Annotated in this window: 20 protein-coding genes and 1 tRNA gene; 10 read left to right on the forward strand and 11 right to left on the reverse strand. The window is 67.9% G+C overall.

Features of this window, described 5'->3' with window-relative positions; translation table 11 throughout:
- The 3 genes from ACFPL3_RS41335 to ACFPL3_RS41345 form a co-directional block, all read right to left on the reverse strand.
- A partial coding sequence (locus ACFPL3_RS41335) for a cytochrome b (RefSeq protein ID WP_379590940.1) occupies positions 1-697 on the reverse strand: 697 nt, incomplete at its 3' end.
- A 31-nt stretch (positions 698-728) separates the two neighbouring features.
- Positions 729-1,652, reverse strand: a complete 924-nt coding sequence (locus ACFPL3_RS41340) for a ferritin-like domain-containing protein (RefSeq protein WP_343941291.1) — start codon at positions 1,650-1,652, stop codon at positions 729-731.
- Positions 1,653-1,721: 69 nt separating this feature from the next.
- Positions 1,722-2,618, reverse strand: coding sequence for an SDR family NAD(P)-dependent oxidoreductase (locus ACFPL3_RS41345; RefSeq protein ID WP_343941292.1), 897 nt, complete (start codon positions 2,616-2,618; stop codon positions 1,722-1,724).
- A 185-nt stretch (positions 2,619-2,803) separates the two neighbouring features.
- Between ACFPL3_RS41345 and ACFPL3_RS41350 the strand changes: the two genes are divergently transcribed.
- The 7 genes from ACFPL3_RS41350 (at position 2,804) to tal (ACFPL3_RS41380) (ending at position 8,729) form a co-directional block, all read left to right on the forward strand.
- Positions 2,804-3,490, forward strand: a complete 687-nt coding sequence (locus ACFPL3_RS41350) for a TetR/AcrR family transcriptional regulator (RefSeq protein WP_343941293.1) — start codon at positions 2,804-2,806, stop codon at positions 3,488-3,490.
- Between the two features lie 120 nt (positions 3,491-3,610).
- A complete protein-coding gene (locus tag ACFPL3_RS41355) occupies positions 3,611-4,219 on the forward strand; it encodes a sulfite oxidase-like oxidoreductase (RefSeq protein WP_343941308.1) in 609 nt (202 codons plus the stop codon).
- Complete coding sequence (locus tag ACFPL3_RS41360; RefSeq protein ID WP_379590943.1) at positions 4,219-4,938, forward strand: FAD-binding oxidoreductase; 720 nt, start codon at positions 4,219-4,221, stop codon at positions 4,936-4,938. Before ACFPL3_RS41355 ends, ACFPL3_RS41360 begins: the two co-directional genes overlap by 1 nt.
- A 66-nt stretch (positions 4,939-5,004) precedes the next feature.
- Complete coding sequence (locus ACFPL3_RS41365; protein WP_425564178.1) at positions 5,005-5,427, forward strand: DUF5709 domain-containing protein; 423 nt, start codon at positions 5,005-5,007, stop codon at positions 5,425-5,427.
- A 37-nt stretch (positions 5,428-5,464) separates the two neighbouring features.
- The gene (gene msrA / locus ACFPL3_RS41370; RefSeq protein ID WP_343941296.1) at positions 5,465-6,001 is read left to right on the forward strand and encodes a peptide-methionine (S)-S-oxide reductase MsrA; all 537 of its coding nucleotides are present in this window, start codon (positions 5,465-5,467) and stop codon (positions 5,999-6,001) included.
- An 11-nt stretch (positions 6,002-6,012) separates the two neighbouring features.
- Complete coding sequence (locus tag ACFPL3_RS41375) at positions 6,013-6,666, forward strand: uracil-DNA glycosylase family protein (RefSeq protein WP_343941297.1); 654 nt, start codon at positions 6,013-6,015, stop codon at positions 6,664-6,666.
- A gap of 944 nt (positions 6,667-7,610) precedes the next feature.
- Entirely contained in the window at positions 7,611-8,729 is a 1,119-nt protein-coding gene (tal, locus tag ACFPL3_RS41380; protein ID WP_343941309.1) for a transaldolase, read from the forward strand.
- A gap of 146 nt (positions 8,730-8,875) precedes the next feature.
- Here the strand turns inward: tal (ACFPL3_RS41380) and ACFPL3_RS41385 are convergent.
- From ACFPL3_RS41385 to tal (ACFPL3_RS41405), 5 genes are all read right to left on the reverse strand, one after another.
- Positions 8,876-8,948 (reverse strand) — tRNA-Lys (locus ACFPL3_RS41385).
- Between the two features lie 300 nt (positions 8,949-9,248).
- Positions 9,249-9,578 carry a hypothetical protein gene (locus ACFPL3_RS41390; RefSeq protein ID WP_343941298.1) on the reverse strand — a complete coding sequence of 110 codons (330 nt, stop codon included), beginning with the start codon at positions 9,576-9,578 and terminating at the stop codon, positions 9,249-9,251.
- Positions 9,579-9,671: 93 nt separating this feature from the next.
- Positions 9,672-11,384, reverse strand: coding sequence for an aa3-type cytochrome oxidase subunit I (ctaD, locus tag ACFPL3_RS41395; protein ID WP_343941299.1), 1,713 nt, complete (start codon positions 11,382-11,384; stop codon positions 9,672-9,674).
- Between the two features lie 80 nt (positions 11,385-11,464).
- A complete protein-coding gene (locus ACFPL3_RS41400) occupies positions 11,465-12,058 on the reverse strand; it encodes a Dps family protein (protein WP_343941300.1) in 594 nt (197 codons plus the stop codon).
- A gap of 79 nt (positions 12,059-12,137) precedes the next feature.
- Positions 12,138-13,259: a transaldolase gene (tal, locus tag ACFPL3_RS41405; protein WP_343941301.1), complete on the reverse strand. Its 1,122-nt coding sequence runs from the start codon at positions 13,257-13,259 to the stop codon at positions 12,138-12,140.
- A 456-nt stretch (positions 13,260-13,715) separates the two neighbouring features.
- Between tal (ACFPL3_RS41405) and ACFPL3_RS41410 the strand changes: the two genes are divergently transcribed.
- On the forward strand, positions 13,716-14,384 hold the full coding sequence (locus ACFPL3_RS41410; RefSeq protein WP_343941302.1) for an antibiotic biosynthesis monooxygenase family protein: 669 nt from the start codon (positions 13,716-13,718) through the stop codon (positions 14,382-14,384).
- Between the two features lie 185 nt (positions 14,385-14,569).
- Here ACFPL3_RS41410 and ACFPL3_RS41415 read toward each other — a convergent pair whose 3' ends face one another.
- Together ACFPL3_RS41415 and ACFPL3_RS41420 are read right to left on the reverse strand one after the other, a co-directional pair.
- Entirely contained in the window at positions 14,570-15,055 is a 486-nt protein-coding gene (locus tag ACFPL3_RS41415) for a carboxymuconolactone decarboxylase family protein (protein ID WP_343941303.1), read from the reverse strand.
- 4 nt (positions 15,056-15,059) lie between these two features.
- Positions 15,060-15,725 carry a TetR/AcrR family transcriptional regulator gene (locus tag ACFPL3_RS41420; RefSeq protein ID WP_343941304.1) on the reverse strand — a complete coding sequence of 222 codons (666 nt, stop codon included), beginning with the start codon at positions 15,723-15,725 and terminating at the stop codon, positions 15,060-15,062.
- A 266-nt stretch (positions 15,726-15,991) separates the two neighbouring features.
- On the opposite strand from ACFPL3_RS41420, the gene ACFPL3_RS41425 reads away from it, so the two are divergent.
- Complete coding sequence (locus tag ACFPL3_RS41425) at positions 15,992-16,648, forward strand: TetR/AcrR family transcriptional regulator (RefSeq protein WP_343941305.1); 657 nt, start codon at positions 15,992-15,994, stop codon at positions 16,646-16,648.
- A 287-nt stretch (positions 16,649-16,935) separates the two neighbouring features.
- Here ACFPL3_RS41425 and msrB read toward each other — a convergent pair whose 3' ends face one another.
- Positions 16,936-17,421 carry a peptide-methionine (R)-S-oxide reductase MsrB gene (msrB, locus tag ACFPL3_RS41430; protein WP_343941306.1) on the reverse strand — a complete coding sequence of 162 codons (486 nt, stop codon included), beginning with the start codon at positions 17,419-17,421 and terminating at the stop codon, positions 16,936-16,938.
- Between the two features lie 450 nt (positions 17,422-17,871).
- On the opposite strand from msrB, the gene ACFPL3_RS41435 reads away from it, so the two are divergent.
- Positions 17,872-18,327 (forward strand): Hsp20/alpha crystallin family protein, encoded by a 456-nt coding sequence (locus ACFPL3_RS41435; protein WP_343941307.1) that lies wholly within the window; start codon positions 17,872-17,874, stop codon positions 18,325-18,327.
- Positions 18,328-18,589 lie beyond the last annotated feature (262 nt).

Raw genomic sequence — 18,589 nt, forward strand, 5'->3', positions numbered from 1 at the left:
CGACGTGCAGCGCGATCAGCGCGAGCAGGATGCCCGGGATGAGCAGCACGTGCGCGATGTAGATCCGCGGGATGATCTCGGTACCGGGGAACTCACCGCCGAACAGCGCCCAGTGGGTCCAGGTGCCCACCACCGGCACCGCCAGGGTGAACCCGGACGCGATCCGCAGCCCGGTGCCGGACAGCAGGTCGTCGGGCAGCGAGTAGCCGGTGAACCCGGCGAAGAAGCCGAGGAACAACAGCAGCACACCGATCACCCACGTCGCCTCGCGCGGCTTGCGGAAGGCACCGGTGAAGTACGTGCGGAACATGTGCACGACCATCGCCGCCATGAACAGCAGCGCCGCCCAGTGGTGCACCTGACGGATGAACAGCCCGCCCCGGACGTCGAAGGAGATGTGCAGCGCGCTCTCGAACGCCCGCGACATGTGGATGCCGCGCAGGTTCTCGAACATCCCGTTGTAGGTGACCTCCTGCATCGAGGGGTCGAAGAACAGCGCCAGGTAGGTGCCCGACAGCAGCAGGACGATGAAGCTGTAGAGCGCCACCTCGCCCAGCAGGAACACCCAATGAGTGGGGAAGACCTTGTTGAACTGCTTGCGTAGGCCGGCCGGGTGGTAGCGCTGGTCGAGCTCGTCCAGGGCCCGGACCACCGTCGTGTTGACACCGGAGCCCCTCGGGGTGGTGAGCGAGCTCACGGGTTTTACCTCCGCTCCCAGAAGGCGGGATCTATCCCGCGGCCGGCCCGGTGCCCTGAACGATGTCCCCGTTGAGTCCTTCCGGGTAGAAGCCGCCGGAAGAACCCGCATGGGGGTCGAGGTAGACGATGTTGAGGATCTCCATCGCGCTCCTGCCGAACGCACGGCCGTACTCATCGGTGGGAACCAGGTTGGCCTCCTCCTTCGTGCCGAGACCCTGGTCATCATCGGCAGGCCCGCTGACCGCGTTGCGCACCGCGGAAATCTTGTGCACGACGTCGAACACCGATTCGTCCGCGAGCCCCTCGCTGAACAGCGTGGCCCGCACCACCCCGGCGTGGTAGGCCTCGGTCGCCAGGAGACCGGCTGCCGCATCCAGGTAGGTCTTGTTGGAGATGAACGGCGCCGCACCCTTGAACGCGGTGACGCCGACATCCTCGAAGAGGAACGCCGCGAAGAGGAAGTTGCGCTCGTTCGCATACGCGTCGAAGACCTCCCCCGGCTCGATCAACCCGGCCGCGGTCGCCGCAGCGGTGAAGCTGTGGTCGAGGGAGATGCGTGGACGCGCAGCGGCCGCGCCACCGAGCGCGTTGCGGAGGAACGCGACATGGGCACGCTCGTCCATGGCGATCTCGCGGGCGATGTTCTTGATCAGAGGACTACGGAACTCGACCTGACGACCGCCGGACACCTCGCCGGGCTTGCCCGTCCCACCCACCATGTCATCAGGCAGGCCCTGACCTGTTGCACCACGAAGGTAGAACTCGGCTTCGAGGTACTCCAGGTTGAGCGCGAAGTTCAGGATCGAGCTGTCGCTCGGTCCAGCTTCTTCGTTGGCGGTCGTCGTCGGCGCACCGGTGCCGGCTTCGGCAACCATGCCGGTGAGCTTGGCGTGATCCTCGGCGGTCTCGGCGCTCCGGTTGACGGCTTCCCTGATGAAGTGGTTATCGGACACCCTGACTCCTGTGCTGTTCGATGATGACGCTCGCGCCTGTCGGCATTTCCGTTGCGATCCCGGATCGACTTAGTTGCGGCCCGCCATGACTCCGCCGTCGACGTTGAGGATGGCGCCTGTGATCCAGCTCGAAGCGGGTGAGAGCAGAAAGGTGATCGCGGAGGCCAGGTCCTGGGCGGTACCGACTCGGGCGAGTGGGTGCAGGCCGGCCAGCTGCTGCATCGTGGCTTCCAGCTGATCTGCCGGCAGCCAGTCGAAATGAGGAGTGTTGACGACGGCGGGAGCAACGGCGTTCACACGGATGCCCTCGCCGGCGAGTTCGATGGCGAGGTTGTGCGTGAGGGCGTGCAGGCCCGCCTTGGCCATCGAGAACGCCGACGACGGTGTCGCGGCGAGGGCCTGGTGCGCCCACATGGCACCGACGTTCACGATCGCGCCGCCCTGACCGCCGGCGACCATACCTCGCACGACGGTCTGGGTGAGGAAGTAGGCCGCCCGGTTGAGGTCGTGATAGGAGTCGTAGTCGGCCACGTCGTGGTCGAGGAAGGTCCTGAGCCGGACGATCCCCGCCGAGTTGACGAGGAGGGTGGCGTCGGAGTGGTTTTCCGCCAGTTGCTTCTGCGCTTCGACGACCTGCTCCCAGTCCGTCAGGTCGGCCGCGATCGACCACGCATTGCCGGAGCGTGACAAGCTCGCCGCGGCATCGTCCAGTTTGCGACCCGGGCGGCCGACGATCACCGCACTCCCGCCTGCCGCGATCACGTCCTCCGCGGTCTTGAGGCCGATGCCGCTGGCCCCGCCGATCACGACGACCTTGGCGTCTTCGAAGTCCGTGATCACGCGATTCACCATCCGTTCGAGCAGGAACACGTCGATTTTGTGCTTGCCGTGGCCGGCGCGGCCGACGAGCGGCAGCATCACCGATGCACGGGCGGCGGCTACGTCGACGAGCAGGCTCAGCCGCATCGCAGCGCACCGCTCGGCTCGAGCACGTCCGGCGACCGGGCGGACCCGACGTCCTCGTCGGTTCGGGCGCCATCCCGCCGGGCCGGGACACCGGGCCGGGTTGGACCCGGCTGCGGGGAAGCATGGAGGGCGCGAACTGGACTGTCAAGTACTACTTTTAGTGTTGGTCGGACTAGCATGACCACGTGACTAGCGTCGGAGCCCAGTCTCCTGTGCGGCGCCTGACTGCGCGTGGAGCGCTGACTCGGGACCGCATCGTCCGAGCCGCCGCGGATCTCATGCATGCCACAGGCGTCGCCGGCACCACCATGGACCAGGTGGTCGACGCGTCGCGCACGAGCAAGTCGCAGCTCTACCACTACTTCGCCGACAAGGAGGCGCTGGTCGCCGCGGTCATCAAGTTGCAGGTCGCGCGGGTACTGGAGTTCCAGGAGCCCTACCTCGAGCGCCTGGCTTCGGTTGCCGATCTGCGTCGGTGGCGCGACGCGGTCGTGTGGTTCGTCGAGGAAGCTCGAGGCGCCAACGGGTGCGCTGTCGGTTCCCTGTCCAGCGAGCTCGCGGACCGGTCGGAGCCGGCCCGGATCCTGATCCAGGCCGCGTTCCGCTCGTGGGAGTCCTATCTCGCGGCCGGGCTGAGGCGGATGCAGGATCGGGGCGAGCTCGACGCCGGGGCCGACGCCGGCGAACTCGCCACCGGCCTGATGGCCGCCTACCAGGGTGGTTACCTGCTCTCGCAGGCGGCCCGCAGCTCGCGTCCGATGGCGATGGCGTTGGACCTCGCGCTCGACAGCATCGAGGCTCGGCGGGTGCGTGAGGATCCCACACGGGCGCGGCCGGCCGGCGCCGTGCAGGCTCAGACTGCCGTGACATAGTCGGACTTGACAGTCCAGTAGCGGGCGCTCATATTCGGTCCGTCCAGGCCGCACTGGCCTTCTTGCCCGACCCCGGGGCCCGTCCTCCGAGCGTCGGTGACGATCGACAAGGATTATCAGATGGCGTTGACGAGGGGATTCAGTGGTCGCAGCCGTGGCACGCGCGACCCGCGGCTGCCTCCCGGCCAGTACGACGCCGGCGTGAACTGGCCGGTCCTACATGCCGAGGCGACGCCGAGCATCCACACTGACAGGTGGAGCTTCGAGATCGACGGTCTGGTCGACAAGCCGACGCGTTGGAGCTGGGAGGAGATCCATGCGTTGCCGGCGTCCCGGTACGAGGGCGCCATCCACTGCGTGACCACGTGGTCGAAGTTCGACATGCGGTTCGACGGCGTGTCCGTCGACACCCTCCTCGACGCGGCGGGGGTCCGTGACGAGGCGGCGTTCGCGTTGGCGCGATCCCACACCGGCTACACCACCAACCTGCGGCTCGAGGACCTCACCGGCGGCAGGGCCTGGGTCGTGTGGGACGTCAACGGTGCCCCGTTGAGCAGCATCCACGGCGGCCCGGCCCGGCTGCTCGTGCCGCACCTGTACTTCTGGAAGAGCGCGAAGTGGGTGTCGGGCCTCACGCTGCTCGCCGAGGACCAGCCGGGCTTCTGGGAGGTGCGCGGCTACCACGACAGGGGTGACCCGTGGCGCGAGCAGCGCTACCAGGGGGATTGATGACCGGGACGTCAGGAGGGCCACCCCGCCCGGGGCCGTGGCAGGCCGCCAGGGTGACCGGCATCCGCCAGGAGACGCCCACGGCGAAGACCTTCACCCTCACGCTGCCCCGACCGTGCTCCTTCTGGCCCGGCCAGCACCTCGTCGTGCGCCTGACCGCACCTGACGGGTACCGGGCGCAGCGGTCGTACTCGATCGCCAGCGCACCTTCGAACTCGGCGGAGCTCGACATCACCGTCGAGATCCTGCAGGGCGGCGAGGTGTCAGGTTTCCTCAACGAGGCCGTCGAGGTGGGAGACAAGCTCGACGTGCGGGGCCCGATCGGCGGTCACTTCGCCTGGAACCTCCAACCCGCGCTCGGGGTGGGCGGCGGTTCCGGGGTCGTTCCGCTGATGTCGATGTTGCGCCACGCCCGCGAGCTCGACCGGCCGGACCTGTTCCGCGTCGTCGTCTCGGTACGTCGGCCCGAGGACCTGTACTACTCCGCCGAGATCCAGGGCGCGGAGGCCTCGATCGTCTACACGCGCACCGTCCCCGACGGACATGTTCGCCCCCCCGGTCGTCTCATGACACGGGACCTCGCTTCAGCCCTGGACGGAGACCGCGATGTTTACGTCTGCGGGTCCACCGCCTTCTGCGATGCCGCTACCCGACTCGTTGCGGCGGCCGGCGTGCCCGATGAGCGGATCAGGGTCGAGCGGTTCGGATTCTCGGGATGATCGCGCTGCGGTCCCGGCGCGAGACGAGGTGACAGGAGGATGACGATGGGCGATGACAGCGACGGTGTGGACGGGGTCGACATCGACAACGGCCTGCTCGAAGACGATGAAACCCTCGAAGGGCGCGGGGTCGATGTCCTCGACGAGGGCTACACGGTGCCCGAACGGCCGTGGGAACGGGAACACTACGGCGTCACCGCACGGGAGGCGCGCGAACACGAGAGCCTCGCCGGTCGCCTGGCCCGCGAGCTGCCCGACATCAGCGACACCGACGACGGGGACGGACTCGGCGACACCACCGGCACCGACGGCGAGCTGTACGACGACGAAGTCGGGACCGCCCGCTCCGGACGCCTCGTCGACGTCGAGGCCGCCGGCGAATGGGACGACTTCGCCTATCTGAACGCCGTCGACATCGGACGCGACGGCGGGGCCGCCAGCGCCGAGGAAGCCGCCGTGCACATCGTGCGCGATCCCGACGACGCCTGAGGCACGACCGACTCCGCACCGAGAAAGGAACCCGAGCATGGCCGAGCAGCAGCGGGCAGTCCTCGCCGGAGGCTGTTTCTGGGGGATGCAGGACCTCATCCGCTCCCGCCCCGGCGTGTTGTCCACCCGGGTGGGCTACACCGGCGGCGACACCCCCAACGCCACGTACCGCAACCACGGCTCCCACGCCGAGGCGGTCGAGATCATCTACGACCCGGCCGCCACCACCTACCGCGACCTGCTCGAGTTCTTCTTCCAGATCCACGACCCGACCACGACGAACCGGCAGGGCAACGACGTGGGCACGTCCTACCGATCGGCGATCTTCTACCTCGACGACGAACAGCGCCGGATCGCCGAGGACACCATCGCCGATGTCGTCGCCTCCGGCCTGTGGCCCGGCAAGGTCGTCACCGAGGTCGCGCCGGCCGGCCCGTTCTGGGAGGCCGAGCCCGAACACCAGGACTACCTGCTGCGTTACCCGTACGGCTACACGTGCCACTACCCGCGCCCGGGGTGGGTGCTGCCGCGGCGTGGTGACGTCGCGTCGCGGCCGTCGTCCCAGCTGAGCTGACGATCGCCACCATGGACGGGTCAGCGACGGGGGCGAGTCCCACGCTGGAGCGGATCCGCGAGGAGATCATCGCCGACCCGGCCAACCGGGAGGCCACCGCCGCGGGCCTGCAGCCGATCTACACCGCGCACCCGGCCGCGCGGATCGTGCTCATCGGGCAGGCCCCGGGGGTACGCGCGCAGCGCAGCGGGATCCCCTGGAACGACCCGAGCGGCGTGACGCTGCGGCGCTGGCTCGAGGTCACCGACGATCAGTTCTACGACCCGACGCTGTTCGCGATCCTGCCGATGGACTTCTACTACCCCGGCAAGGGCGCCCACGGCGACCTGCCGCCGCGCCCCGATGTCGCACCACGCTGGCACCCGCGACTCCTCGCCGAGCTCGCGCAGGTCCGGCTCACCGTGCTGATCGGCCGGCACGCCCAGAAGCACTACCTGACCGGGTCCGCCGGAGCGAACCTCACCGACACGGTCCGGGCGTTCCGCGACCACCTCCCCGACCGCATGCCCCTCGTCCACCCGTCACCGCTCAACTTCCGGTGGCACGCCCGCAACCCGTGGTTCGCCGAAGAGGCCGTCCCGGCGCTGCGTGCCCGCGTGCACGCGGTCCTCCAGCCGGACGTCGATGCGGCCGACCAGGAAGCCGAGGGCAGCGACGCATACTGATCAGCGAAACACCAGCCCGAGCAGGGAGCGGACTCGCCGGCCCGCACGGCGCTGACCATCCGCCCGCACGGCCCGGGCGATGGAGGGCTCCGACGCAGATGGCCGAGATTCCGTGCGGGTTGTATGGACTTGGGGCTGGGGCGTGGTCGCCGCCGGCGTCGAGCTGGCCGCGGGCAGGGCGCTGTAGAAGAGACTCGACCGGCTGCCGGGCGGTGTGGGGGACGCCTACCGGACCGGAAAGGCCGGACGCTGGAACCGCGCCCCCACGCGCTCACAGCGCTCGGTGGGCTCGCCGCCCTGTTCGCGCGGCGCCGCCGGACCGGCTCGGCGCTGGCCGGGCTCGCACTCACCGCCGGCTCGCTTGCCACACGGTTCGCGGTGTTCGAGGCCGGTATTCGATCGGCGGCCGACCCGCAGCACGTGATCGCGCCGCAGCGCGAACGGCTCGCCCGCGGCGAACGTGCCCACAGCGAGGGCGGCTGGCTGGAGACGAAACGCACCACCGCACCAGTGCCCCGCTCCTGACACGTCCGGTCGACCGCCGGCGTCCCCGTCCAGCCGGGCGCGCACCGCGCGGGTGCGAGGCGGGGCCGGCATCCGAGCCACGCCACGTATGGCTGTGGCACGCAGCTCGTCGCCTTGACCGCGCCTCACCAAGCCCTCAATACTTGAACCGGATAGTCCAATGCAGATGCGGCCCGGAGAAGAGTTGACATGAGCATCCCGCCCAGCGTTCCGATGCACCCCGTCCGAAGATGCTCTCCGACCCGGTGGGAAACACGTATCAACCACCCCCGGCCGTCCCACGACACCATTGCCTCGCTGCTGGACGGCAGCAACCACACCACAGATCCTACGCTCGGACATCCCCTCCGTATCGAGTCGATCAGGCCAGGGCGGATGCGATGACGGCGCGTCCCTGCATCGCAGTTTCGGTCGACGAGATGGGGAACAACCGAATCACTGATCCGGATCAGGACACCGCCCACGCAGATTCCGGCATCACGATCTGGCTCGACGACCTCTCACGGAACCTGCTGAGCTCCGGCGAGCTTGCTCGCCTGATCCGTGACAAGCACATCGTGGGCGTCACGGCCGACCCGGCTGCCCTCGTAGCCGCACTGAAGCAGGGCAACTCCTACGACGAAGAGATCCGTCTACTGGCCGCAACCGGAGCAGATCCGCCCACCGCCGTCCGCGAGCTGACGAGCACCGACGCCCGCCATGCCGCAGATCTCCTACTCGACATCCACCGGACCACGCGTGGCATCGACGGCTGGGCGTCGATCCCGATCGACCCGCGACTCGCACACGACACCGACGCGACCGTCGCGGAGGCGAAAGAGCTGTGGCTCACGGTCTACCGGAATAACGTCCTCGTGAACATCCCGGCCACCACCGAGGGCCTGTCAGCGATCACCCGCACCCTTGGCGAGGGAATCAGCATCAACGCCACCCTCATCTTCTCACCGAGCCGCTACCGTGAGGTGACCGAGGCCTTCTTCACCGGGCTGGAGCAGGCACGGGACAACGGCCAGCACCTCGGCCGGATCCAGTCGGTGGCGTCGTTCTTCGTCTCCCGGATCGACACCGAGGTCGACGCCCGGCTCAATGCCATCCCCGACGATGACGCGAGAAGGCTGCGCGGGCAGGCCGCCCTGGCCAGCGCACGCCTCGTCAATGGCGCATATGAAGAGCTGTACACCACCGAGCGCTGGCAAGCACTCGCGGCCGCGGGCGCGGCGCCGCAACGCCTGCTCTGGGCCTCGACCACAGCCAAGAGCCTGTCCTACCCCGACACGACCTACGTCCGCCAACTGGTCGCGTTCAACGGAGACTCGATACGACGGTCAGCAGGGGAAATGCTCGATCGACTCTCCGCAGCGGGCATCGATCTGGACGACGTGTACCGCACACTCGAGCACAAGGACATCGAGAAACTCACCCAGTCCTGGCTCGACATGCTCGACGCCGTGGACAGCCGGCTGGCACAGGTCAAGGGCTGCACCCGGGACTTCGTGCCCCTTCTCGAGAACCCTCCAGGTCACTCCGCGACAGAGTGATGTGCGGATCATGAACGCGAGGACACTCAAAATATGGCAGCCGGCACGACGACCCACCACCGGCGCGGCCACACGCGCAGGACGGCCCGCCGCCTCCGCAGAGAGCACCCTTCCTGGGCACCACGGCGTTTATTCCGACAGGTGAGTGGGCCCCCAGGGGATCGAACCCTGAACCCGCGGATTAAAAGTCCGCTGCTCTGCCAATTGAGCTAGAGGCCCTGGCGCACCAGACGAGCGATTACGAAAGGTGGGTGGCGGTCGTAGGCAGGGCGTTCATCGTCGATGACCTGTTCCTCACGGCCTCCCGGTGGCGCGGCCGCCCGGTGGTGCCGCGCAGGGTCCGGGGCCTTGCGCAGCGATTACGGGCAAATGGTCGACGACAGCGCCGATCACGGGCTGATGGTCGTCCTTGGAGATCTTCTAGCTACCATCCGCCCTTGATCGACGGGGTCGGTGCGCCCCAGGATCCGGTGCCCGGGACTGCGGAATGTGCGAGCAGATCTTCCGGGTGCACTTCGTTCACCGGTAACGACCGATGAAGCTGGAGCGACCCGCGAGCTCGGTGAATCGAAGCCCCACGATTCTGCCATCCTCGACGATCCAACGCAGGTCGTAGCACGCCCGATAGCTCGGAGGCCAGAACGAGCAGAAGCGGCCTGCGTCATCGAGGTACCACTCGCCCTCGGTCGGCCGGCCCCGCTCGACGTAGATGGTGGCACCGGCAGGTTCGAAGATCTGGGTGGCGCCGTCGTCGTAGACGAGGCCGCCCGCCGTCAGCGCAGTGGGGATGTGCTCGGTTGCTACGGCGTCGCCATCCGAGACACTGATGTCGTTCAGTGAGCCGGCCATGGGGTCCTCCTCAGGATCGCGTCTCGGCACCACATCCGGACGCAGCGCCCGGAACACGTGAGCCGTCTTGTTGCGGAGCTGCGGACAGGGAGCTCATCCGTGGTCGACCCCGGGCAGCTCTGCGTGGCCCCGACCACCGACGTGGGCCTCCGTCCGGGACCGCTCCACCATGTGCGGGTAGTGCAGCTCGAACGCCGGGCGCTCGGAGCGGATCCGGGGCAGCTCGGTGAAGTTGTGCCGCGGCGGCGGGCACGACGTGGCCCACTCCAGCGAGTTGCCGAAGCCCCACGGGTCGTCGACGGTGACCACGCGCCCGTAGCGGTAGCTGCGGAAGACGTTCCAGATGAACGGCAGCGTCGACGCGCCCAGCACGAACGCCCCGATCGAGGAAACCGCGTTCAGCACGGTGAACCCGTCGATCGGCAGGTAGTCGGCGTAGCGGCGCGGCATGCCCTCGTTGCCCAGCCAGTGCTGCACCAGGAACGTCAGGTGGAACCCGACGAACGTGAGCCAGAAGTGGACCTTGCCCCACGTCTCGTCCAGCATCCGCCCGGTCATCTTCGGGAACCAGAAGTAGATCCCGGCGTAAGTGGCGAACACGATCGTGCCGAACAGCACGTAGTGGAAGTGCGCCACCACGAAGTAGGTGTCCGACACGTGGAAGTCCAGCGGCGGCGAGGCCAGCAGGATGCCGGTGAGCCCGCCCAGCAGGAACGTGGCGAGGAAACCGACGCTGAACAGCATCGGCGTCTCGAACGTCAGGCGCCCCTTCCACATCGTCCCGATCCAGTTCACGAACTTGACGCCCGTGGGCACCGCGATCAGGAAGGTGGTGAACGAGAAGAACGCCAGCAGAACAGCACCGGTGGCATAGAGATGATGCGCCCAGACCGCGACCGAGAGTGCGCCGATGGCGATCGTCGCGTAGACCAGGCCCTTGTAGCCGAACACCGGCTTGCGGCTGAACACCGGAAGGACTTCCGAGACGATTCCGAAGAACGGGATCGCGATGATGTAGACCTCGGGGTGGCCGAAGAACCAGAACAGGTGCTGCCAGAGGATCACGCCGCCGTTGGCCGGGTCGAACGCGTGTGCACCGAAGTGCCGGTCCGCGAGTATCCCGAACAGGCCGGCCGTGAGCACCGGGAAGGCGATCAGGATGAGGATCGCCGTCACGAGGATGTTCCAGGTGAAGATCGGCATCCGGAACATCGTCATGCCGGGGGCGCGCATGCAGACGATCGTGGTGACGAAGTTGACCGCGCCGAGGATCGTGCCGAGACCGGACACGATCAGACCCGCAACCCACAGATCGGCACCCACCCCGGGGGAATACTGCGCTGAGTGCAGTGGGGCGTAGGCGAACCAACCGAATCCCGCCGGCCCACCGGGTGTCAGGAACCCGGACAGCACGACCAGGCTGCCGAACAGGAACAACCAGTACGAGAACGCGTTCAGGCGCGGGAATGCCACGTCGGGCGCGCCGATCTGCAGCGGCACGATGTAGTTCGCGAACCCGAACAAGATCGGCGTGGCGTACAGCAGCAGCATGGCGGTGCCGTGCATGGTGAACAGCTGGTTGTACTGGTCGGTGGACAGGAACTGCATGCCCGGCACGGCCAGCTCGGCCCGGATCAGCAGCGCCATCACGCCGCCGGCCAGGAAGAACCCGAACGACGTGACCAGGTAGAGGATGGCAATGTCCTTGGGGTCGGTGGTCCGCAACATCGTGAGGAACACCGACCCCTTCGCCGAGCGGCGAGCCGCGTTCGGTTGAGCCACCGGGGCCGGGGCGAGCTGGGTCATGACGCCTTCTCAGGGGGTTCGAGTTCGAGGGACGACGGCCTCGCCGGCATCGGGGCCGGCGCCGTGCCCGGGCCGGGCCGTCAAATGCGGACGAGAGGCGTGTCGACCAGATGCTCGGCCAGGAACCAGCACTGCAGCTCCCCGGTACGGATGACCTGTGAGACGAGCACGTCGTTGGTTCCGTCGTCCCCGAGCTCCGCGCTCTTGGCAGCCGCCTTGTGCGCGTCGATCAGAATGCGCTCATGCGCGTCGAGCAACCGGGAGAGCATCGCCGGCACCTGCTCGACGCCGTCCGGCGGTCGCGGAATACTGCTGAGCTCGGCCGCGTGGCGCGGGTCGCCGACCGCGACGGCACCCAGGCTCTGGATGCGCTCGGCAATCGCGTCGATGAGAGCCAGCTGCTCGCCTGCGTGCTTGTCGAGCAGGAGGTGGAGCTGGTAGAAGGTCGCGCCGCGGACGTTCCAGTGGCTCTTCTTGTAGAGCGCGTAGAGGATCTGGGTGTCCGCCAGCGTTCGGTTGAGCGTCTGGCCCGCGTACATGCGCGCGTCATAGGACAATCCGACGGGGAACTGCTTCACGGTCCCGAACTTCTGGATCTCCCCTCCCCCGTGCTGATGCAGCCACGGCTGGCTCGACGGCGAGACGCTGTCCATTTCGTCCTGAGTTGCGGTCATGGTGAACCTCCTCCACGTTCGTGCTTCGTACTGACGCATCGCGGGCGCCGAGCCACGGGCACCCGGCCACGGCGAGCCGCTACCCGGCCGCTCCCATGGACTGCCTGACAGTCCCGTGCAGATCCGCCCAGGAGCGGGCGAACCGACCAACGCCGTCTCGTTCCAGGACCGTGAAAACTTCTGCGAAGTCGACGCCGGCGGCGGCGATCGCGTCGATCACCTCACCGGCTTCGGCGGCCCGGCCGTTGACGGCCTCACCGTTGTCTGCACCGCGCAGTGAACCGTGATCGGCAAAGGCGTCCAGCGTCGCCTCCGGCATCGTGTTGACGGTTCCGGCCACCGCGAGCTCGGTGACATACATCGTGTCCGGGTATGCCGCATTCTTCACGCCCGTCGAGGCCCACAGCAGCCGCTGAACGCGAGCACCCCGTGCCGCGAGCCGCTCCCAGCGCGGACCGGCGAACGTCTCCCGGAACGCTTGGTAGGCGAGCCTCGAGTTCGCGATCCCCGCCATGCCCCGCAACGCGAGCGCTGCATCCGATCCGATCTCCTCGAGGCGCTTGTCGACCTCCGCGTCGATGCGCGAGACGAAGACGCTCGCTACCGAGTGGACTCCGGGCAGAGGCACGCCGGCGTCGACCGCCCGTTCGAGGCCTGCGAGGTACGCCGCCATGACCTCCCGGTACCGCTCCACCGAGAAGATGAGCGTGACGTTGATGTCCACCCCGAGTGAGAGGGCCTCCGTGATGGCCGGCAGGCTCGCTCTCGTCGCAGGGATCTTGACGTGGAGGTTGGGGCGGCCGACCGCTCGCATGAGGCTCACGGCCTCGAGGACGGTCGCTTCACGATCGCCGGCCAGTTCGGGGTTGACCTCGAGTGACACTCGCCCGTCGACGCCGTCGCTCGCCTCCCAGACGTCGCGGAACAGATCGCACGCCTCCTGGACGTCCACGACCATGAGCTGTCGAACAGCCTCTTCGACCGTCGCTCCGCGCCACGCGAGCTCGCGGATCTGCGGCGTGTAGGCCCCACCGCGCGCGAGCGCAGCCGCGAAGATGGTCGGATTGCTGGTGACGCCGACGACGTGCTTGTCGTCGATGAGGCGCCTGAGATCGCCGCTGACCAGGCGACCACGCGACAGGTCATCGAGCCAGATCGAGACACCCGCCGCGGTGAGGGCAGCCAGCCGGTCGTCTGCCACGTGGATTCCTTTCTGGACTCGCTCCGTCCAGCGCACGGCCCCGCGCTCCATCGAGCGAGCCAGGGGAGATCGGGCCTTCACCGGACGCATACCATCAAAACTAGACTATGTGTTCCAGTCTACGGCACCTAGTCGCCGAGGCACAGGAGGGGCACCAGGTGGTGCGCACCACAGCGACGCACTCACCGATCAGGCGGCACACGAGACGACTGCATGGCGCGCAATCACGCGCCGACATGCGGAAACTGACCGATCGAGGGCCCGCTGCGGGCTGCGCCGACGGGATCCGGACACCCCGTCGCGAGCCGGAAAATGGTCCCCCATCCCTGCCGATGAGCACACTAGAATGGACTAACTGGACCAATGAAGCGGTCGGATACGGGTGCACACCTCGGTTCGCCGCCATGTCGCAGATCGGGACACGACCAGTGACGATCTTCACCGTCGAGGAGGACCATGTTCGCAGTGATGTTCGAGGCTCACCCGCGGCCCAGCCGAAGGGACAGCTACCTCGAGTTGGCGACGCTGCTCAGCAGCGATCTCCACCAGACCCCGGGCTTCGTCCACGACGACCACTACCTGTGCGTGAGCCGAGTGGGTTGGATCCTTTCGCTTTCGGCCTGGAGGGACGAGAAGGCACTCGTCAGGTGGCGTACGCACCCGAAGCACCAGCTGGCCCAGACGAGGGGGCGCGAGGACGTCTTCATCGACTACACCCTGCGAACCGGCCAACTCACGCGAGACACGGACCTACCCGAGGGCTGCATGCTCAGCGAGCAGAGACTCGACGAGACGGTCGCCGGCGCCGGGAACACGGCTGTGCTCGTCGAGACGTCGGAGGCAACGCCCGTCCCCACCACGCTCGAGGCGCTCGAGATCGCCTCGTTCCTCGGCCTCGACCTCGACGCCCACGATCTGACCTCTTGGGACGTCTACGAGGCGGTGACGAGGCCTGGCCGCTTCCTCATGCGGACCGTGTGGCGCGACCAGGCAGCCGCCGAGTCGTTCGAAACGACGGCGACGTTCCCCGGCGGCACACGCGTGCGCCGGATTCGCATCATCCGCTTCTACAGCATGTACGACCGCCGTGAGGCGCCTCAGTACTACCCGGACTACCCGACCTGATCCGGGCAGCCCCGGAGAAGGGCCTCGACCGACTGCCGTGCGCGTGTTGACGTCGCCTACCGGACGAAGCCGGACGCTCCAACCGCGCCGCCCCACGACGCCCGCTGAGCGGGCCCGCTGCCCTGTTCGGACAGCCGGGCGGAGGTCGGTGCTGACAGGCGCTCAGATCCGCTGCTTCTCAGCGCTCATGGTTCGACCGGTGCCGGTCGCGCGCCCTCGGCGAGCTTGAGCCGCGTCCAGATGTTCATGTTGATCACTACTCCGACGATCTCGAGCCTTTCCTCCTCGTCGAAGTAGGAGGACATGCGCTCGTGGACCTGCTGGAAATCCTCACTTTCGGTCGCGTCGGCCACGCGGGTGAGCGCCTCGGCATAAGCCAGGGCCGCCTGCTCCGCGTCGCTGAACAGGCCGGTCTCCCACCACGAGGTGAGGGTCTCGATCTTGACCGGGGCGATCCCGGAGTCCCGGGCGGCGGCGTGGTGGACCACCAGGCAGTACGGACAGTTGTTGAGCTGTGCGACGCGCAGCCGCAGCAGTCGGGCCAGATCGCGGTCCAGCTTCAACTCAGCCGTGTAGCCGAAGGCGGCAGCCCCGGCCACGGCCAGGTCTCGGAGTCGTTCGTGGCCCGTGGCGTCGAGTCGCGTGTTCCGGAAGCTCGGCACGCTGTTCATCTGTTCATCCGTTCGGATTCGAGGGGCGGGCTGCTGGTCGTGCCGAGTGGACGGCGAGTGCGACCCTGCCGATGGCGAGGTCGAGGGCTGCGCGCAGCGGCTTCTCGCTCCGGGCGGCCTGCGCCAGGATGAACCCGCCCTGAAGCGCCGCCACGACCCCGGTGGCCAACTCGGCGACATCGGCCTCGGGATTGAGCTCGCCACGGTCCTGCATCCGGCCGAGCCCCGCCGCCAAGTACGACTGCCAGGTGTGGAACGCATGATCCAGCTTGGCCCGAATGGGGCCGGACTGCTCCGCCAACTGACTCACCAATGCCCCGAGCGGGCATCCACGCGCACCGTTCCGCACGCCGTTCAACTCGACCACGTCGTCTGCCCACGCCTGCAGATCGGCCAGGGACTCCACGCGCGCAAGCCACGAGCACTGCCGGGCGAGCACCGCAGCGATTTGGAAGTCCACCACGGCGTCGACCAACGCTTCCCTGGTCGGGAAGTAGCGGCAGACCTGCGAGCGGCTGACTCCCGACGCCACCCGGACCCGTTCGATGCTCGCGCCGGCGACGCCGAACCGGACGACGAGCTCGGCGGCGCCCCGCACGATCCGGTCCCGCGTCGCCGCATCCCGACCGGCCCGCCCCGGGGCGGGCTCCGCCAGTTCCTCTCTCGACACGCGCAGATGCTAACGAACCCGGACCAGCTGGTCCATTCTGCCTGCCGCTCGGTCGACCGATGGCGACGACGAGCGCGCTCGCGCCGCCCGCGCCTGACACCTTCCCCATCACCGCAGGAAAGCACCAGGCCTGCAGAACGCTCCACCGACCCTGTGCACCGCACCTGCCGTAGACGTTGCCTGAAACCCCAACCGAGCTAGACTAAGCAGTCTGCAATGTCCAGTTCAGACGTTCAACATCACGTCCTCAGGCTAGGATCGCGTCCGTGACGAGTGCCGGAGCAGAGCCTCCCGCGCGGCGCCTGACCGCCCGCGGCGCCCTGACGCGCGACCGCATCGTCCGAGCCGCAGCTGATCTCATGCACGCCAACGGCGTCGCCGGCACGACCATGGACCAGGTCGTCGAGGCGTCCGGTACGAGCAAGTCCCAGCTCTACCACTACTTCGAGGACAAGGACGCCCTGGTCACCGCGGTGATCAAAATGCAGGCGGCGCGCGTGATGGAGCGGCAGGAACCGCACCTCGAACAACTCAGCTCGGTGCAAGGTCTGCGGCGTTGGCGCGATGCGATCGTCCGCTTCATCGACGAACGTCACGGAGCCCACGGCTGCGAGATCGGCTCGCTGGCCAGTGAACTCACAGACCGGTCCGAACCGGCTCGCATCCTGATCAACGCCACGTTCCAGCACTGGGAGTCGTACCTCGCCGCGGGCATCCGCCGGATGCAGGAGCGCGGCCAGGTCGACGCGAGCGCCGACCCCGCCGAGCTCGCCACCGGCATCATGGCGGCCTACCAGGGCGGATACCTGCTCTCGCAGGCGGCACGAAGCGCGCAGCCGATGGCGTTGGCGCTCGACCTTGCGATCCGCAACCTGGAGGCGCTCGCCGTGCACCAGGACCGTGCGCCCGAGGCGGCAAGCTGATCCGCCCCCTACCGGCGCTCCCGACGAGCCCGCTCGGCGTCCCCGTACTACCTGGTCAACTCTCCTCGTCGGGTCGGCTCCCGGACGGCGTGACGTCGCCGAGCGGCCGGCGTTGGAGCGGCGTCTCCTCAGTGCCGCGGGCCCTGCGAGCCTTGGCCAGGCTCGCGAGTAGCGCCTGGTAGCCGATGGGGTCACGGATCGGCTTGTTGCAGTTCGGGCAGGTGATCATCCGCTCCTCCACTTCCCCGGGCCGGGTCGTGCACCTCCACGTGGCGTCGTTCTGAGTTTCACGTGGTGGTCGCCGGACCCGCGGCATCACCCTCCTTTCCGGCACCGAAGAGATCCTGGTACTCCCCGTACCCCTCGCGCTCCAGATCCGCCAGGGGCACGAATCGCAGGGCGGCGGAGTTGAGACAGTAACGACGCCCACCCCGGTCCGGCGGGCCATCGTTGAAAACGTGCCCCAGATGGCTGTCGGCGTGAGCGGATCGAACCTCGACCCTACGCATCCCGTAGCTCCGGTCATCCCGCTCCACGACATTGCCCTGGACGATCGGCTTCGTAAAGCTCGGCCAGCCCGTATGGCTGTCGTACTTGTCGACAGAGGCGAACAGCGGCTCACCGGAAACAACATCCACATAGATGCCCGGCTGCTTGTTGTCCCAATATGCGCCACTGAAGGCGCGCTCCGTTGCGCCTTCCTGCGTGACACGGAACTGCTCAGCGGTCAATCGCGCGACCGCCTCCGGCGTCTTGCCGTACTTCGATCCCAAGTCTTCTCCTCCGGGTCTCCGCGGTGAACACCGCCATGGTCGCTCCCGCCCAGCCCGAGATCGGTTGCCGAACGTGGCGGGGCGGCCCACGGGCCGACCTCGAACGCGACCACCACGGGCGACGACGCGCGACAGGCCAGTCTTACTGGACCGGCCGTTCCGACTATAAGCCCCGCCCTGCGGCGACGTCGAGGCCATCGCCTGCGTTGAGGCTCCGCGTGCGCGGAGCGGCGTACGCGACCTCCGCCACGCGCGAGCCCTCTTCCCGGGCCGCCCACGTGCAGGCGGGCCGTCGAGCCGCCGCACCGGACTGCGTCACCCAGGCCACCGCCTTGACCGACCATCGCGCAACCCTCAATACTCGGACGGTATAGTCCAGTGCTTGCGGCCTCGCGCGATCGTCGGTAGCGAGGAGCCGCACAGCGCCAACCTTCGACAGGAGTGATCGCAGTGCTCATGCGCACCGACCCGTTCCGTGAACTCGACCGGCTCGCCCAGCAGATGACGGGCGTCTCGCGAGGTACCTGGTCACGGCCGAACCCCATGCCGATGGACGCGTACCGCGAGGGTGACACGTTCGTGGTCCACTTCGATCTGCCGGGAGTGGATCCTGCGAAGATCGATCTCAACGTCGAGCACAACGTGCTCACGGTTCGGGCCGAGCGGCGTCCGGCCGCCGTCGCCGACGGTGTCGAGATGCAGATCTTCGAACGTCCGAGCGGAGCGTTCTCCAGGCAGTTGTTCCTGGACAACCTGGACACCGAGCACATCGCGGCCACGTATGAGGCCGGCGTGCTGACCCTCCGGATTCCGGTTGCGGAGAAGGCCAAGCCGCGACGGATCGCCATCGGCGTCTCCGACGACGCCGACACCAGCGTGGAGAACCCGGCTGCCGGCCGCATGTGATCGCTGCTGGTCAAGCGAATCCGGTTCCCGGGGTCGAAGTCGCTTCCGAATGACACGTCCGGCCACCGCGCCTGCTTCTGACTCAGATTCAGGCCGACCACATCTACTCTGAGCCGTGTAGGGAGAACCGCAACGATGGCGAAGCAGATCGCGTTCGACGAGGAGGCGCGCCGCGGGCTCGAGCGTGGCATGAACACCCTCGCCGACGCCGTCAAGGTGACGCTCGGCCCGCGCGGCCGCAACGTCGTGCTGGAGAAGAAGT

Source organism: Pseudonocardia zijingensis, from assembly GCF_042657305.1.
In the GTDB taxonomy this organism is placed as follows: domain Bacteria; phylum Actinomycetota; class Actinomycetes; order Mycobacteriales; family Pseudonocardiaceae; genus Pseudonocardia; species Pseudonocardia zijingensis.

What these genes read in the sequence shown, in the direction of transcription:
- ACFPL3_RS41345 (WP_343941292.1), bottom strand. Translation starts at nt 2,618, where the DNA reads ATGCGGCTGAGCCTGCTCGTCGACGTAGCCGCCGCCCGTGCATCGGTG.
- ACFPL3_RS41355 (WP_343941308.1), top strand. Translation starts at nt 3,611, where the DNA reads ATGGCGTTGACGAGGGGATTCAGTGGTCGCAGCCGTGGCACGCGCGAC.
- ACFPL3_RS41360 (WP_379590943.1), top strand. Translation starts at nt 4,219, where the DNA reads ATGACCGGGACGTCAGGAGGGCCACCCCGCCCGGGGCCGTGGCAGGCC.
- msrA (WP_343941296.1), top strand. Translation starts at nt 5,465, where the DNA reads ATGGCCGAGCAGCAGCGGGCAGTCCTCGCCGGAGGCTGTTTCTGGGGG.
- ACFPL3_RS41375 (WP_343941297.1), top strand. Translation starts at nt 6,013, where the DNA reads ATGGACGGGTCAGCGACGGGGGCGAGTCCCACGCTGGAGCGGATCCGC.
- tal (WP_343941309.1), top strand. Translation starts at nt 7,611, where the DNA reads ATGGGGAACAACCGAATCACTGATCCGGATCAGGACACCGCCCACGCA.
- ACFPL3_RS41390 (WP_343941298.1), bottom strand. Translation starts at nt 9,578, where the DNA reads ATGGCCGGCTCACTGAACGACATCAGTGTCTCGGATGGCGACGCCGTA.
- ctaD (WP_343941299.1), bottom strand. Translation starts at nt 11,384, where the DNA reads ATGACCCAGCTCGCCCCGGCCCCGGTGGCTCAACCGAACGCGGCTCGC.
- ACFPL3_RS41400 (WP_343941300.1), bottom strand. Translation starts at nt 12,058, where the DNA reads ATGACCGCAACTCAGGACGAAATGGACAGCGTCTCGCCGTCGAGCCAG.
- ACFPL3_RS41410 (WP_343941302.1), top strand. Translation starts at nt 13,716, where the DNA reads ATGTTCGCAGTGATGTTCGAGGCTCACCCGCGGCCCAGCCGAAGGGAC.
- ACFPL3_RS41415 (WP_343941303.1), bottom strand. Translation starts at nt 15,055, where the DNA reads ATGAACAGCGTGCCGAGCTTCCGGAACACGCGACTCGACGCCACGGGC.